Origin of the sequence: Streptomyces albireticuli, assembly GCF_002192455.1 — a bacterium.
In the GTDB taxonomy this organism is placed as follows: Bacteria; Actinomycetota; Actinomycetes; order Streptomycetales; family Streptomycetaceae; genus Streptomyces; species Streptomyces albireticuli_B.
In genome coordinates, this window is record NZ_CP021744.1 from 3,229,228 (window position 1) to 3,244,550 (window position 15,323).

A 15,323-nucleotide genomic window follows, 5' to 3' on the forward strand; every position below is an offset into this window, starting at 1 on the left:
CCTTCCCCCACCCCGCCCCTCCCCGCTGCATCCGATGTGCGGCTCCGCCGCGTGGCGGGGCTTCGCCCCCGGACCCCGGTCCCTCAAGCGCCGGACGGGCTGGATTTCGCGACCGCCCCCGCCAGGTCCAGCGCCGCCGCCACCCGTGTCGAGACGTCCTCCGCGTACGCCGCGTCGCCCCTGTCGAACGGGCGGCGGGACGGCCCCCGCAGGAAGGTGACGGCGCCCAGGGTGCGGCCCCGGCTGCGGAGGGGCGTGGAGAGGGCGTGGACCGTGCCCTCGGGCCATTTGCGGGACGCGGCCCAGTTCTCCGTGCAGTCCGAGGCGGCGCGGACCGAGCCGCAGCGCTCGATCGCCTGCGGTGCCGGGTGGCCCTCCGGGTAGGGCACGGGGAGGCCGCCGGGGGCGGTCGTCGGGGACGGGCCCGGGGTGCCGGTGGGCGTGGCCACGGCGCGGACCAGCCGGAGCGGCGGCTCCGGGGCCGGGCCGGGCTCGGACAGCAGGTCGACGAGGGCGTGGTCGGCGAAGCCGGCCAGGGCGAAGTCCAGGAACAGGGACGCGGCCTCGACGGGGTCCTCGCACTCGGCGACCGCGCGGCCCGCCCGGTGCAGCTGGCTGCCCCGGAAGCGCAGCCGCGCGCTCTCCTGCTCGACCAGCCGGGCCGCCGTGACGTCCATGAACAGCCAGGCCACGCCGAGCGGCACGGGCTCCTCGGCGAGCGGCGAGGCCAGCCGGAGGAAGCCGCTGCGCCAGCAGCGGCGCTCCGGCGGGGCGCCGCCCTGGTCCCGCAGCGTCACCCACAGGTCGGTGGGGGCGGGCGGCGCGCCGGCCGCCAGGACGTGCTGGAGGGCGCCCTCGACCTCCTCGACGCCGTGCTCCAGGAGTTCGCCCAGGGGGCGGCCCAGCAGCGCCGTGCGGCCCGTACGGAGGGCGCGTGCCGCGTGGGCGTTGGCGAGGGCGGGGCGCAGGTCCGCGTCGACGAGGACGACGCCCCAGGAGGCGTCGCCGAACAGGGCCTCGCTCAGGGCGATCGAGCGCTCCAGGTCGATCTGGGTGTGCACCTCGCTGAAGGCGCAGTAGACGCCGGCGGCCCGGCCGCCCGCGCCCGGCACCGCCGACAGCTGGGTGCGCACCAGGACCCGGCCGCCGCCCTTGGTGAGCAGCGGGAACTCGTGCACCTGGCGGCCCTGGGCCGTCATCGCGGCGGAGAGCCGCGCGGTGACCTCCCCGGCGTCCGCCGCGCGCACCGCCCAGCCGGCCAGGCCCTCCCGCCCGACGGCCTCCGCCGCCGTCCAGCCGAGTATCCGCTCGGCCTCGCGGTTCCAGTGGGTGACCGTGCCCCCGGCGTCGAAGGCGCACAGGGCGGCGTCCATGCCGTCCAGGAGGGCCGCGAGAAGGTCCGAGTCGTCGGTGTCGACAGCCGCCTCCGCTCCGGGCCCCCGCCCGGCCGCCGCGTCGGGGCGGGCCGGGCCGGACTGGTGTGGTGCGGTCACGAGGAACCCCCTGCCGGCCGCGTCTGCTTGTCCTGCACGACCGCATTCAACTCGACCGTGATGGGCACCACACGGACTTCGCGGAAATCGATGCCACAGGAAATTCGGTTGTCGCCGCCGGGACGGCTGCCTACCGTGGTGTGCACACGAGAAGGGAGGTGGTTCGGGACATGATTTCTTTCCGGACGCGTGAGGTGACTGCGGGCTAGCGCCCGTCGTCGCGCCAAGCGCAGCGCCGGCCACGCCGGCCAATCCCAAGCAGTCACCCGATCCGTGGGCCGCCGAGTCGTCCGCTCGGCACCGTCGCGCCGCACCCGCGGCGCGGCGGTAGCCGGCCCACGGATCGTCTGCGTTCCCGGGCATTCCGGGCCGCCGGAATTCACCGGCGCCACGGCTGTCGCCGGAATCATGAGAAAGCGCCGGAAAACACCGGAAGTGCCGCAACGGCGAATTCAGGTGCCTTCCGGCAGGGTCGGCGACTTACGCCGCTCTCGTACCACCGATCCGGTTACGGGCAGAGCCGTTCCACGCGCCAGCCGTCGCCGGAGCGCACATATCGGAGCCGGTCGTGCAGCCGGTTCTCCCGGCCCTGCCAGAACTCCACGGTCTCCGCCGTCACCCGGAAGCCTCCCCAGCCCTCGGGCACGGGCACCGGCCCGCCCTCCGGGAAGCGGGCGGCCACCGCCGCGTAGGCCGCGTCGATCTCGGCGCGCGAGGAGACCACCGTCGACTGCGCGCTCGCCCACGCGCCGAGCTGCGAGCCGCGGGGCCGGGACCGGAAGTAGGCGGCCGTCTCGGCCGGGCCGACCCGCTCGGCGGTGCCGCCGACGATGACCTGACGGGCCAGCGGGTACCACGGGAAGAGCAGCGAGACCTGGGGGTTCCCGGTGAGTTCGGTGCCCTTGCGGGAGGCGTAGTTGGTGAAGAAGACGAAGCCGCGCTCGTCGTAGCCCTTGAGCAGCACCGTGCGCGAGCTGGGCCGGCCGGTGGCGTCGGCGGTGGACACGATCATCGCGTTGGGCTCGGGCAGGCCGCTCCTGAACGCCTGCGCGAACCACAGCGCGAACTGCTCGTACGGGCCCGGGGCGAGGGACTCCTCCAGGAGGTCCCCGGTGCGGTACTGCTCGCGCATGACGGCGGGGTCGAGGACATCGCCGGAGGTCCCGGCGGCGGAGAACTCGTCGAACGCGTCGGCTTGGGTCACGCGGTCATCCTGTCAGGTCCCCACAGAACGGCAAGGGATCTTCGCGGGCCCCCCGGACGGACGCGGCCGATCAGCTTGCCCGGTACCGGGCGTCCGTAATCCTCCGGCGGGCGAAACCCCTGGTGTGCCGGACATCACCCTTCCCCGCGTGTGCGGGACCCCCCAAAATCGCAGGGCGGGTGGCTGTGGCGCCCGCGTCTCACCGACTATCGTGTCCGGCCTCACTGTCCGGAAGCCGCCCGGCGGCCGCCGCCCGCGAAGGACCGGGCCCGGAGCCGGGTGAAGGACAGCCGCACGGGGCATTACCGGGTTGACCGAAAACGGACCGCGAGCCGCCAGCGCAGCCGCGTAACCGGATCGGCGCCCACCTTGTCGTACACCTCACGAGGAGCCGCCTGATGTCCGACTTCGTACCCGGACTCGAAGGAGTCGTCGCGTTCGAGACGGAGATCGCCGAACCCGACAAGGAAGGCGGCTCGCTCCGCTACCGCGGTGTGGACATCGAGGACCTGGTCGGCCAGGTGTCCTTCGGCAACGTCTGGGGCCTGCTGGTCGACGGCTCGTTCAACCCCGGCCTGCCGCCCGCCGAGCCCTTCCCGATCCCGGTCCACTCGGGCGACATCCGCGTCGACGTGCAGTCCGCGCTCGCCATGCTCGCCCCCGTGTGGGGCCTGAAGCCCCTCCTCGACATCGACGAGGCGACGGCCCGCGACAACCTGGCCCGCGCCGCCGTCATGGCGCTGTCCTACGTCGCCCAGTCGGCGCGCGGCCAGGGCCTGCCGATGGTCCCGCAGCGGGAGATCGACAAGGCGGAGACCGTCGTCGAGCGGTTCATGAAGCGCTGGCGCGGCGAGCCCGACCCCAAGCACGTCCGGGCCGTCGACGCCTACTGGACCTCGGCCGCCGAGCACGGCATGAACGCCTCCACGTTCACCGCCCGCGTCATCGCCTCCACCGGCGCCGACGTGGCCGCCGCGCTCTCCGGCGCGGTCGGCGCGATGTCCGGCCCGCTGCACGGCGGCGCGCCGTCCCGCGTCCTCGGCATGATCGAGGAGATCGAGCGCACGGGTGACGCCAAGGCCTATGTGAAGGGCGCCCTGGACCGCGGGGAGCGCCTCATGGGCTTCGGCCACCGCGTCTACCGCGCCGAGGACCCGCGCGCCCGCGTGCTGCGCCGTACGGCCAAGGAGCTGGCGGCGCCGCGCTTCGAGGTCGCCGAGGCGCTGGAGAAGGCGGCCCTGGAGGAGCTCCACAACCGCCGCCCGGACCGGGTGCTGGCCACCAACGTGGAGTTCTGGGCGGCGATCGTGCTGGACTTCGCCGAGGTCCCGGCGCACATGTTCACGTCGATGTTCACGTGCGCCCGTACGGCGGGCTGGAGCGCGCACATCCTGGAGCAGAAGCGCACCGGCCGCCTGGTGCGGCCCTCGGCGCGGTACGTGGGCCCGGGCCCGCGCGACCCGCGCGAGGTCACGGGCTTCGGCGAGCTCGCCGGGAGCTGAGCCCCCCGCGGTGGTGCCCCGCTCCCGGCGCGAGCGGGGCACGGAGAAACGGTCCGTCAGCCCGCCGCCGGCCCGTACCAGGTGCCGGCCACCCGCCGCAGGAAGCCGTCCGCGCCGGTGACGGTCACGTCGTAGCGCCCTGCCGTCGTGGCACCGGCGAGCTCACGGGCGGTCCGCTCGGCGACGACGGGCCCCTTCACGGTGCCCTTGAAGCGGCGCAGGAAGCCGTCGGCGCCGTAGACCGTGAAGTCGTACGCGCCGTCGGTGCCGGCGGTCTCCCAGACGTACTCCGCGCGGGCGCCCGGCGCGACGGTGTACGGCGTCCCGGCGAACGGCAGCCGGATGTTGGGGAAGACGGTGAAGTGGAAGGCCGCGGCGCCGGCGTTGGTCATCGCGCACACCACGCGGCCGCGCGCCCGGTCCACGGTGACGGCGGCCTCGGGCGCGTAGGGCAGCATCCGGTACGGGCGGGCGCCCGGCTCCTGCACGGGGAGGGTCTGCTGCCCGTGGGCGGGGAGCTTGACGGGCGGCAGCTTGGCGCCGGCGTCGGCCTTGCGGACGAGCTCCTTGGTGTCGGGCAGCGAGGGCACCGAGAAGTCCGGCCGGGCGAAGTCGAAGCAGCTGGTCAGGTCGCCGCAGACGGCCCGCCGCCAGTCGCTGATGTTCGGCTCGCGGACGCCCGTCACCCGCTCCATGAAGCGCAGCACCGAGGTGTGGTCGAAGACCTGGGAGTTCACCCATCCGCCGCGCGACCAGGGCGAGATCACCCACAGCGGCACCCGGTTGCCGAGCCCGATCGGCAGGCCGCCGACGAACTCGCCGGGGGTGCCGGCCGGCGGGAAGGGCGGGACGACGTGGTCGAAGTAGCCGTCGTTCTCGTCGTACATCACCAGGAACACGGTGTGCTTCCACACCTCGGGGTTGGCGAACAGCGACTGGAGCGCGGTGTTCACGTAGTCGGCGCCGTAGTCGGGGCTGGCCGCCGGGTGCTCGGAGAAGAGATAGGGCGCCACCAGCCAGGACACGGTCGGCAGGGTGCCGTCCTTGCAGTGCCGGTCGAAGGCGGTGAGGTCGAACTTCGTCATGGCGTTGACGTAGCGCGGGTCGTCGTGCGGGAAGGCGTGGAACTGCCGGAAGTACGAGAGCCCGTTGTCGTCGTAGTCGCCGTACCGGGGGTCCTTGCCCGGGTTGTGGTAGACCCGCCAGCTCACCCCGGCCCGCTCCAGGCGCTCGGCGTAGGTGGTCCAGTCGGCGACGGGGTTGTCGGTGACGACGCTGTTGTCGGTGAACGGCCCGGTGGTGCCGTCGGTGCCGGGCCCGGCGGTGCCCGACCAGAGGTAGAGCCGGTTGGGGTCGGTGGGCCCGGCCATGGAGCAGAAGTAGTGGTCGGCGACGGTGAAGGCGTCGGCGAGGGCGTACTGGTAGGGGATGTCCTCGCGGGTGAAGTAGCCCATGCAGCGCTCGCCCTTGGCGGATATCCACTGGTTCATCGCGCCGCGGTTGATCGCGTCGTGCCCGTCCTTCCAGCCGTGCGGGAGGCCGTCGGCGTTCTGGGCGTTGTAGCGGGTGGTGTCCATCCGGTAGGGCAGCATGCGGCCGCCGTCCTTGCGGGCGGGGTCGGGCTGGCGCAGCACCCCGGTGCCGTCGGGGAAGACGAGCCCCTGCCGGTCGTCGAAGCCCCGGACGCCGCTCAGGGTGCCGAGGTAGTGGTCGAAGCTGCGGTTCTCCTGCATGAGCACGACGATGTGGCGGACCTGGCCGAGGCCCTGGGCGGACGCGGCGGCCGGGCCGGCCGCCTCCGCCCCGAGCACTCCGGCGGCCGCCACGGCGGCGGTGGTCCCCACGAACTGACGACGCGTCAAGGCTGGCACTGTGCGGCTCCTCGGGGTGCGGGGCTGGGCGGGCGCCCCGCACGGTAGCCGCGTAGCGCGTGCGAAGGAATGGACGGGGGATGACAGGGTGACGCACGCGAGGCGAACGAAGGGGTCAGCCGCGCAGCACGTCGTCGAGGAGACCGGCCCAGTGGTCGACCACCCGCTCCCGCCGCGCGGTGTCGTCCGTCAGCAGGTTCGCGAGCCCGAGCCCGCGCGCCATGTCGAGCAGGCCCTGCACGGTCTCGCGGACGCCCGGCCGCTTCTCGTCCGCGCCGAGCAGCTCCACGGCCATCCGGTGCGTCTCCCGGCCGACGCGCGCCTCCAGGTCCGTCACCCCGGCCCGCAGCCGCTCCTCGTCGGCGGCGGCCACCCACAGATGGAGGGCGGCCCGGAACAGCGGCCCGGTGTAGAGCCCGACCAGCTCCCTGACCACGAGGTACGTACGCGCCGGCCCGGCGACGTGCCGCACGGGGTCGAGCGCCGAGCGCAGCGCGGCGGACCGCTGCTCGGCGACGTACTCGACGGCCGCCGTGAAGAGGTCCTCGCGGGTGGGGAAGTGGTGCTGGGCGGCGCCCCGGGACACCCCCGCCCGGGTGGCGACCACGGACACCGTGGACCCCGACCAGCCGTGCTCGGCCAGGCAGGCGATCGCCGCCTCCAGCAGGCGCATCCGGGTGGCGCGGCTGCGGTCCTGCTGGGGGCCCTTGGTCACCGTGCCCATACGGGGGCCCGCCGCTCCAGGAAGGCGGTCATGCCCTCGCGCGCCTCGTCCGAGGCGAACAGCCGCGCCGACAGCCCGGCCAGGTCGCCCGTGTCGCGGTCGAAGGCGCGCAGCACCTCGGCGGTGACCAGCCGCTTGGACTCGGCGAGCCCTTGCGGGGAGGCGGCCCGCAGCCCGTCGAGCACCGCGGGCAGCACCTCGTCGGGCTCGCCGGCCACGGTGATCAGCCCGATCCGGGCGGCCTCGGCGGCGTCGAAGCGCTCCCCGGTCAGGTAGTAGCGGGCGGCGGCCCTCGGCTGGACGCGGGGCAGCAGCGGCATGGATATCACGGCGGGGGCGAGCCCGAGCCGCGCCTCGGTGAAGGCGAACGAGGCCCCCTCCCCCGCCACGGCGATGTCACAGGCGCCGAGCAGCCCCAGCCCGCCGGCCCGGACGTGCCCGGTGACGGCGGCGACGACGGGCCTGGGCAGCTCGACGAGGTCCCGCATCAGCCGTACGAGCCCGAGCGGCGCCGCCCCGCCCGCCCCCGCCTCACCGAGATCGGCGCCGGCGCAGAAGGTGTTGCCGGTGTGGGTGAGCAGGACGGCGCGGGTGCCCGGGTCGTCCGCCGCCGCGGCGAGCGCCTCGCGCAGCTCCCCGACGAGCCGGGCCGAGAGGGCGTTGCGGTTGTGCGGCGAATCGAGCGTCAAGCGGGTGATGCCGTGCTCGCGCACGCGGCGGACCACCATCGAGATCCCCTCCGTTCAGTAGGACTTGGGAAGCCCCAGCGTCCGGTGCGACACATAATTGAGGATCATCTCGCGGCTGACCGGAGCGATGCGCGCCACCCTCGCCGCGGTGACCAGCGAGGCGAGCCCGTACTCGGTGGTGAGGCCGTTGCCGCCCAGGGTGTGCACGGCCCGGTCGACGGCGCGGACGGCGGCTTCGGCGGCGGCGTACTTGGCCATGTTGGCGGCCTCGCCCGCGCCCGCGTCGTCACCGGCGTCGTAGAGCGCGGCGGCCTTGGCGGTCATGAGCCGGGCGAGCTCGATCTCGATGTGGGACTGCGCCAGGGGGTGGGCGAGGGCCTGGTGGGCGCCGATGGGCTCGCTCCACACCTGGCGGGTGCGGGCGTAGTCGACGGCGCGGCCGAGGGCGTAACGGCCCATGCCGGTCGCGAAGGCGGCGGTCATGATCCGCTCGGGGTTGAGCCCGGCGAAGAGCTGGAGCAGCCCGGCGTCCTCGGAGCCGACAAGGGCGTCGGCGGGCAGCCGCACGTCGTCCATGACCAGCTCGAACTGCTTCTCAGGGGCCGCGAGTTCCATGGGAATGCGATTCCGCCGGAACCCGGCGGCATCACGCTCCACGATGAACAGACAAGGCTTCAGAGCCCCCGTCCGGGCGTCCTGAGCCCGCCCGACCACGAGAGTCGCGTCAGCGATGTCGACGCCCGAGACAAAGACCTTCCGCCCGCTGAGCACCCACCCACCGCCCTCCCTCCGGGCGGTGGTGGTGATCCGGTGGGAGTTGGACCCGGCGTCGGGCTCGGTGATGCCGAAGGCCATCCGGAGGGTGCCGGAGGCGAGGCCGGGCAGCCACCGCTCCTTCTGCGCGGAGGTGCCGAAGCGGGAGATCACGGTGCCGCAGATGGCGGGCGAGACGACCATCATGAGCAGCGGGCACCCGGCGGCGCCGAGCTCCTCCAGGACGAGGGCGAGCTCGGCGATGCCGCCGCCCCCGCCGCCGTACTCGACGGGCAGGTTCACGCCCAGGTAGCCGAGCTTGCCGGCCTCGGCCCACAGCTCGTCGGGCTGCTTGCCGTCGCGGACGACGGCGGTGGTGTACTCGCGGCCGTAGCGCGCGCCGAGGGCGGCGACGGCGGCGCGGAGGTCGCGGTGTTCCTGGCTCTCGATGAGGGCGTTGCTCATGGCGTGTGCTCCTCGGACTCGGGACCGTGCGCGGTGACGACGGCCAGCAGGGTGCCGACCTCGACCTGGTGGCCGGGGGCGGCGTGCAGGGCGGTGAGGGTGCCGGAGGCGGGGGCGACGACGCGGTGCTCCATCTTCATGGCCTCCAGCCACAGCAGCGGCTCCCCCGCCTTCACGGACGCGCCCACGGCCACCCCGTCGGCGACCCGGACGACGGTGCCGGGCATGGGAGCGAGGAGGGAGCCGGGGACGGCATGGACGCGGGGCTCGGGAAATCGGGAAAGAGGCACCAGCGAGAAATCACCGACGTGAACAGCAGAATCCCCGTACACGCACACATCAAAGACACGCCGCACCCCGTCCACCTCCAGCACGACTTCCTCACCCCCGGCCCGCACGAGCAGCACCCCCGGGAACCCCTCGGCCGACAGCCCGCCCCTCCCCAGCCGGTACCGGATCTCGATCTCCTCACCCCCCGGCACGACGCGGAAGCGCTTGACCTGCGGCTGAGACGGAAGATTGCGCCACCCACCGAAAGGCGAAGGACTACGGGCGGCAGAAGCCAGAGCGGCGGCAAGAGCGGCGAGCCGCAAGGCAAAAGAATCACCACTCCCGACAAGAGAGCCGAGATGCCGCTCGTAGAACCCGGTATCGACAAGGCCACCCACAAAATCGGGGTGCCGAAGAGACCGTACGAGCAACTCCCGGTTGGTGACGGGCCCATGGACACGAGCGCGCGACAACGAGTAGGCGAGCACCCGGATGGCCTCGCCACGCGTGGGGGCCCAGGCGACGACCTTGGCGAGCAGGGAGTCGTAGTGCACCCCGACGAGATCACCGGCGGAGACACCGGAGTCGACGCGCAGGACGGGGGCGGCCGAGGAACCACGGGAGGCGACGGGGCCGCAGGGGCAGGGGTCCGGGGCGCTGACGTGTATGTGCGGGCCCGATGAGGGGGTTCCGTCGTGGTGCGGGGTTCCGGGCCCGTAAATATACGGCCCCGGACCCCTGCCCCGGAGGCCACGGCGCCGCACCCCGGACGGCTCCGCGCCCACGGCGAGCTCGAACACCCGCCCCGACGAGGGAAGCCACCCCCGCCCCGGATCCTCGGCGCAGAGCCGCGCCTCCACCGCATGCCCCGACGCGACAGGCGCCGGCCCCAGCGCCGCCCCCTCCGCGACCCGGATCTGCGACGCCACCAGGTCCACGCCGTAGACCAGCTCCGTCACCGGATGCTCCACCTGGAGCCGGGTGTTCATCTCCAGGAACCAGGCCCGCCCGTCCTTCCCCACCAGGAACTCGACGGTCCCGGCACCCACGTACCCCACGGCCCGCGCACCGGCCACGGCGAACCCGTGCAGCGCGGACAGCGCCTCCTCGGACAGCCCGGGAGCGGGCGCCTCCTCGATCACCTTCTGGTGCCGCCGCTGGAGGGAGCAGTCCCGGGTGCCGAGCGCCCACACGGCGCCGTGCCCGTCGGCGAGGATCTGCACCTCGACGTGCCGCGCGCCCTCGACGTACGGCTCGACGAACACGGAGCCGTCCCCGAACGCGGCCGCGGCCTCGGTACGGGCGGACAGGAGGGCGTCGTCCAGCTCGCCGAGCGACCGTACGACGCGCATGCCCCGGCCGCCCCCACCCGCGACGGCCTTGACGAGCACGGGCAGATCACCGGCACCGATGTCACCAGGGTCCAGGACATCGAGCACGGGCACCCCGGCGGCGCCCATCAGCGACTTGGCCCGCGTCTTGGAGGCCATGGACGCGATCACGGACGGCGGCGGCCCGATCCACACGAGCCCGGCGTCGAGGACGGCGCGCGCGAAACCGGCGTTCTCGGACAGGAAGCCGTAGCCGGGGTGGACGGCGTCGGCCCCGGCGGCGAGCGCGGCCGCCACGACGAGGTCGCCGCGCAGATACGTGTCGGCGGGCGCGGCACCCGGCAGCCGCACCGCCGCGTCGGCCTCGCGCACATGGCGGGCGGAGGCGTCGGGGTCGGAGTGGACGGCGACCGTGGAGACGCCGAGCTCGCGGCAGGTGCGGAAGACGCGGCAGGCGATCTCGCCACGGTTGGCGACAAGGACGGAACCGATCACGGGGCACAACCTCACAGGTCACATACGGAAGACGCCGAACCCACCGCGCACGCCCTCGACGGGCGCCCCGTGGACGGCGGACAGACACATCCCGAGCACGGTGCGGGTGTCGCGCGGGTCGATGACGCCGTCGTCGTAGAGCCGTCCGGAGAGGAACACCGGCAGCGACTCGGCCTCGATCTGCCGCTCGACCACGGCACGCAGCCCGGCGTCGGCGTCCTCGTCGTAGGGCTGCCCCTTGGCGGCGGCGGAGGCGCGGGCGACGAGGGAGAGGACGCCGGCGAGCTGCTGCGGGCCCATGACGGCGGACTTGGCGCTGGGCCAGGAGAAGAGGAACCGGGGGTCGTAGGCCCGGCCGCACATGCCGTAGTGGCCGGCCCCGTAGGAGGCGCCCATCAGGACGGACAGATGGGGCACCCGGGAGTTCGACACGGCGTTGATCATCATGGCGCCGTGTTTGATGATCCCGCCCTGCTCGTACGCGCGGCCCACCATGTAGCCGGTGGTGTTGTGGAGGAAGAGGAGCGGGATGTCGCGCTGGTTGGCGAGCTGGATGAACTGGGCGGCCTTCTGGGACTCGGCGCTGAAGAGGACACCCTGGGCGTTGGCGAGGATGCCGACGGGATACCCGTGCAGCCGGGCCCAGCCGGTGACGAGGCTGGCGCCGTAGAGGGGCTTGAACTCGTCGAAGTCGGACCCGTCGACGATGCGGGCGATGACTTCACGGGGGTCGAAGGGCACTTTGAGATCACCGGGCACGACACCGAGAAGCTCGTCCTCGTCATAGAGGGGTGCCTCGGAGCCCCCCGGACTCCCGTGCGCCTTGCGCCAGTTCAACCGGGCGACGATCCGCCGCGCCTGCCGTAGGGCATCGGCCTCGTCGACGGCGAAGTGGTCGGCGAGCCCGGAGACGCGCGCGTGCATCTCCGCGCCGCCGAGCGACTCGTCGTCGGCGTCCTCGCCGGTGGCCATCTTGACCAGCGGCGGCCCGCCCAGGAAGACCTTGGCCCGCTCCTTGACCATGACGACGTGGTCGGACATGCCGGGTACGTACGCACCGCCGGCGGTGGAGTTGCCGAAGACGACGGCGATCGTGGGGATGCCGGCGGCGGAGAGGCGGGTGAGGTCGCGGAAGAGCGCGCCGCCGGGGATGAAGATCTCCTTCTGGCTGGGGAGGTCCGCGCCGCCGGATTCGACGAGGGAGATCACCGGCAGCCGGTTGGCGCGGGCGATCTCGTTGGCGCGGAGGGCCTTCTTCAGCGTCCAGGGGTTGCTGGCGCCGCCGCGCACGGTCGGGTCGTTGGCGGTGACGAGGCATTCGACGCCTTCGACGACGCCGATGCCGGTGACGAGGGAGGCGCCGACGGTGTGGTCGCCGCCCCAGCCGGCCAGCGGGGACAGTTCCAGGAAGGGCGTGTCGGGGTCGAGGAGGAGCTCGACGCGCTCGCGGGCGAGGAGCTTGCCCCGGGCGCGGTGGCGGGCGACGTACTTCTCGCCGCCGCCGGCGACGGCCTTCGCGTGCTCGGCGCCGATCTCGTCGAGCCGGGCGAGCATCGCCTCGCGGGCGGCGGCGTACTCCGGGCCCGAGGGGTCGAGCAGGGACGGCAGCACCGTCACGGCAGCACCTCCGGCAGGGACGACAGCACCGTCACAGCAGCACCTCCGGTATCTCCAGGTGGCGCGAGCGCAGCCACTCGCCGAGGGCCTTCGCCTGCGGGTCGAAGCGGGCCTGGGAGGCCACGCCCTCGCCGAGGAGCCCGTCGACGGTGAAGTTCAGCGCCCGCAGGTTGGGCAGGACGTGCCGCCGGACGAGGAACCGGCCGGTCTCCGGGAGGAGGGCGCGGAGCCGGTCGGCGGTGAGCTCGTGGGCGAGCCACCGCCAGGCGTCGTCGCCGCGCGCCCAGACGCCGATGTTCGCGGAGCCGCCCTTGTCGCCGCTGCGGGCCCCGGCGACGAGGCCGAGGGGGGCGCGGCGGGTGCGGCCGGGCGGCAGCGGCGGGGGCAGCGGCGGCTCGTCGTCCGGCTCCTGGTGCCCGGGGTCGGCGAGGGGGCCGGGCGGTACGCGCAGCCGGGTGCCGTCGGGCAGCACGGCGACCTGCCGCACGCTGTACGCGTCGACGTAGGCGGCCTCGAAGACGCCGTAGGGGGTGCCCTTGCCGGGCGGGGCGGTGACGTGGAAGCCGGGGTAGCTGGCCAGGGCCAGCTCGACCGCGGCACCGCTGAGGGCGCGGCCGACGGCCTCGGGGTCGGGGTCGCGGACGACGAGCCGCAGCAGGGCGCTCGCCTCCTCCTGCACGGGCGCGTCGGGCCGGTCGGTGCGGGCCAGGGTCCACCGGACCTCGGCGGGGCGCCGCCGGGCGAGGGCGGCGCCGAGCTGCTCGCGCACCATGCGGGCCTTGGCCTCGATGTCGAGTCCGGTGAGGACGAAGACGACCTCGTTGCGCCAGCCGCCCACGCGGGTCAGGCCGGTCTTGAGCGTGGCGGGGGCCGGCTCGCCGCGCACCCCGTCGATCCGCACCCGGTCGGGGCCCGCGTCGGTGAGCCGGACGGTGTCGAGGCGGGCGGTGACGTCGGGGCCGAGGTAGCGGGCGCCCGCCGTCTCGTAGAGGAGCTGGGCGGTGACGGTGCCGGTGGTGACGGCGCCGCCGGTGCCGGGGTGCTTGGTGATGACGGCGGAGCCGTCGGCGTGGATCTCGGCCACGGGGAAGCCGGGGAGGAGGGGGCGGCGGCCGTCGGGGCCGGGGGTGTCCGGCAGCTCCTGGAAGAAGGAGTAGTTGCCGCCGGTGGCCTGCGTGCCGCACTCCAGGACGTGTCCGGCGACGACGGCGCCGGCGAGCGGGTCGAGGTCCTCGGCGAGCCAGCCGAAGTGCGCGGCGGCGGGGCCGGTGACGAGCGCGGCGTCGGTGACGCGGCCGGTCACGACGACGTCCGCGCCGGCCCGGAGGCAGGCGGCGATGCCGGCGCCGCCCAGATAGGCGTTGGCGGTGAGCACGCCCTCGCCCCAGTCGCGCGTGCCCAGGAGGTCGTCGCCCTCGACGTGGGCGATCCGCGCGCCGACGCCGAGCCGCCCGGCCAGGGCCCGGATCTCGTCGGCGAGACCGGCGGGGTTGAGGCCGCCCGCGTTGGTGACGAGCTTGACGCCGCGCTCGACGGCGAGGCCGAGGCACTCCTCCAGCTGGGCGAGGTAGGTCTTGGCGTAGCCGCGGCGGGGGTCGGCGAGGCGGTCGCGGCCGAGGATGAGCATGGTGAGCTCGGCGAGGTAGTCGCCGGTGAGGACGTCGAGGGGGCCGCCGGTGAGCATCTCGCGGACGGCGTCGAAGCGGTCGCCGTAGAAGCCGGAGGAGTTGCCTATGCGGAGGGGGTCGCGGGGGCGGGGGGCAGGTAAGGGGGCGGTCATCGGGGGCTCCCGGGGTCGGGGCTGTCGTCGGGACGGGGCCCGCCCGGCGGGCGGTCGGGACCGGTCGAGGACCCACCGGCCTCCGGGCCCGCCCCGGAGGCCGGGCCGGTGCGCTCCCGGCCGCCGGGCGCGCTGCCGGAGCCGCCGTCGGCAACACGGGGCGGGGACTCCCCCGGCCCCCGGCCGGCGCCGGGCAGGACCCCGGGCGCCCCGCCCTCAGGGCCGCGACCAGGGCCGCCGCCGGTCGGGGCGCCGCCGCCCTCGTCCGGCCGTGCGGTCCGCCGGGCCTCCCGTCCCGCCCCCGGCGGCCCCGCGAAGGCCTGGGCGATGTCCAGCCAGCGGTCCGCGTCCGGGCCGTGGGCGCGCAGGGCCAGGTCGTCGCGGTGGGCGCGCCGCGTCGCGAGGAGGCAGAAGTCGAGGGCCGGGCCGGTGACGCGCTGGGCGGCGGCCTCGGGCCCGTACGTCCACAGGGTCCGCCCGTCGGGGGCGAGGAGCTCGACGCGGAACTCCTCGGCGGGCGGGGTGAGTCCGCGGGCCGCGTACGCGTAGTCGCGGGCCCGTACGCCGATGCGGGCCACGTGCCGCAGCCGGGCGGTCGGCAGGCGGCGCACGCCGAGGGCGTCCGCGACGTCCTGGCCGTGCGCCCAGGTCTCCATGAGCCGCCCGGTGGCCATCGACGCGGCGCTCATCGGCGGCCCGTACCAGGGCAGTCTCGCTCCCGGCGGTACGGCCGCGAGCACCCGGAGCAGACCGGCGCGGCCCTCCCGCCAGCGGGCGAGCAGCGCGGCGGGGCCGAGCGCGGCCAGGGCGGCCGCGCCCTCGTCGACGAACGTGCCGGGCGAGGCGAGGGCCCGCCGGGTCTCCTCGGCGAACCCGCCGGGGTCGGTCGCGGACTGCACGGCGCGCTCGTCGGTCCAGGTCAGGTGGGCGATCTGGTGGGCGACGGTCCAGCCGGGGGCGGGGGTGGGCGCGGCCCAGCCGCCGGAGAGGGGGCCGGGGCCGGACACGAGGCCGTCCAGGTCCTCGCCTTCCGCACGCAGATCGGCGAACACTTCCACCGGGTCGACCACGCCGCGCTCCTTCGGGAAAAGGTGACTTGACGAACAGTCAGATACGTACGGGCCCGGTC

The 15,323-nt window shown here is 74.6% G+C and carries 10 protein-coding genes and 1 pseudogene; 1 reads left to right on the top strand and 10 read right to left on the bottom strand.

Going from position 1 to position 15,323, the window contains the following annotated elements; genetic code table 11:
- Positions 1-83: 83 nt before the first annotated feature.
- Positions 84-1,493 carry a PAS domain-containing protein gene (locus SMD11_RS13590; RefSeq protein ID WP_234366028.1) on the bottom strand — a complete coding sequence of 470 codons (1,410 nt, stop codon included), beginning with the start codon at positions 1,491-1,493 and terminating at the stop codon, positions 84-86.
- A 508-nt stretch (positions 1,494-2,001) separates the two neighbouring features.
- Positions 2,002-2,625, bottom strand: a complete 624-nt coding sequence (gene pdxH, locus SMD11_RS13595; RefSeq protein ID WP_087930484.1) for a pyridoxamine 5'-phosphate oxidase — start codon at positions 2,623-2,625, stop codon at positions 2,002-2,004.
- A gap of 470 nt (positions 2,626-3,095) precedes the next feature.
- Between pdxH and SMD11_RS13600 the strand changes: the two genes are divergently transcribed.
- On the top strand, positions 3,096-4,199 hold the full coding sequence (locus SMD11_RS13600) for a citrate synthase 2 (RefSeq protein WP_087926720.1): 1,104 nt from the start codon (positions 3,096-3,098) through the stop codon (positions 4,197-4,199).
- A 56-nt stretch (positions 4,200-4,255) separates the two neighbouring features.
- On the opposite strand, the gene SMD11_RS13605 is transcribed toward SMD11_RS13600, so the two are convergent.
- The 8 genes and pseudogenes from SMD11_RS13605 to SMD11_RS13640 form a co-directional block, all read right to left on the bottom strand.
- Positions 4,256-6,070 (bottom strand): phosphocholine-specific phospholipase C, encoded by a 1,815-nt coding sequence (locus tag SMD11_RS13605; protein ID WP_087926721.1) that lies wholly within the window; start codon positions 6,068-6,070, stop codon positions 4,256-4,258.
- A 115-nt stretch (positions 6,071-6,185) separates the two neighbouring features.
- Positions 6,186-6,794 (bottom strand): TetR/AcrR family transcriptional regulator, encoded by a 609-nt coding sequence (locus SMD11_RS13610; protein WP_087926722.1) that lies wholly within the window; start codon positions 6,792-6,794, stop codon positions 6,186-6,188.
- Complete coding sequence (locus SMD11_RS13615; protein WP_087926723.1) at positions 6,782-7,522, bottom strand: enoyl-CoA hydratase family protein; 741 nt, start codon at positions 7,520-7,522, stop codon at positions 6,782-6,784. Before SMD11_RS13615 ends, SMD11_RS13610 begins: the two co-directional genes overlap by 13 nt.
- 15 nt (positions 7,523-7,537) lie before the next feature.
- Positions 7,538-8,701 carry an acyl-CoA dehydrogenase family protein gene (locus SMD11_RS13620; RefSeq protein WP_087926724.1) on the bottom strand — a complete coding sequence of 388 codons (1,164 nt, stop codon included), beginning with the start codon at positions 8,699-8,701 and terminating at the stop codon, positions 7,538-7,540.
- Positions 8,698-10,797 carry an acetyl/propionyl/methylcrotonyl-CoA carboxylase subunit alpha gene (locus SMD11_RS13625; RefSeq protein ID WP_087926725.1) on the bottom strand — a complete coding sequence of 700 codons (2,100 nt, stop codon included), beginning with the start codon at positions 10,795-10,797 and terminating at the stop codon, positions 8,698-8,700. Before SMD11_RS13625 ends, SMD11_RS13620 begins: the two co-directional genes overlap by 4 nt.
- Before the next feature lie 18 nt (positions 10,798-10,815).
- Positions 10,816-12,414 carry an acyl-CoA carboxylase subunit beta gene (locus tag SMD11_RS13630; protein WP_087926726.1) on the bottom strand — a complete coding sequence of 533 codons (1,599 nt, stop codon included), beginning with the start codon at positions 12,412-12,414 and terminating at the stop codon, positions 10,816-10,818.
- Between the two features lie 31 nt (positions 12,415-12,445).
- Complete coding sequence (locus SMD11_RS13635; protein WP_087926727.1) at positions 12,446-14,194, bottom strand: acyclic terpene utilization AtuA family protein; 1,749 nt, start codon at positions 14,192-14,194, stop codon at positions 12,446-12,448.
- A 245-nt stretch (positions 14,195-14,439) separates the two neighbouring features.
- Positions 14,440-15,264, bottom strand: a pseudogene (locus SMD11_RS13640) (TIGR03084 family metal-binding protein); the annotation flags it as partial.
- Positions 15,265-15,323 lie beyond the last annotated feature (59 nt).

Coding starts and splice junctions, on each gene's coding strand:
- pdxH (WP_087930484.1), bottom strand. CDS start 2,625: ATGCGCGAGCAGTACCGCACCGGGGACCTCCTGGAGGAGTCCCTCGCC.
- SMD11_RS13600 (WP_087926720.1), top strand. CDS start 3,096: ATGTCCGACTTCGTACCCGGACTCGAAGGAGTCGTCGCGTTCGAGACG.
- SMD11_RS13610 (WP_087926722.1), bottom strand. CDS start 6,794: ATGGGCACGGTGACCAAGGGCCCCCAGCAGGACCGCAGCCGCGCCACC.
- SMD11_RS13615 (WP_087926723.1), bottom strand. CDS start 7,522: ATGGTGGTCCGCCGCGTGCGCGAGCACGGCATCACCCGCTTGACGCTC.
- SMD11_RS13620 (WP_087926724.1), bottom strand. CDS start 8,701: ATGAGCAACGCCCTCATCGAGAGCCAGGAACACCGCGACCTCCGCGCC.
- SMD11_RS13635 (WP_087926727.1), bottom strand. CDS start 14,194: ATGACCGCCCCCTTACCTGCCCCCCGCCCCCGCGACCCCCTCCGCATA.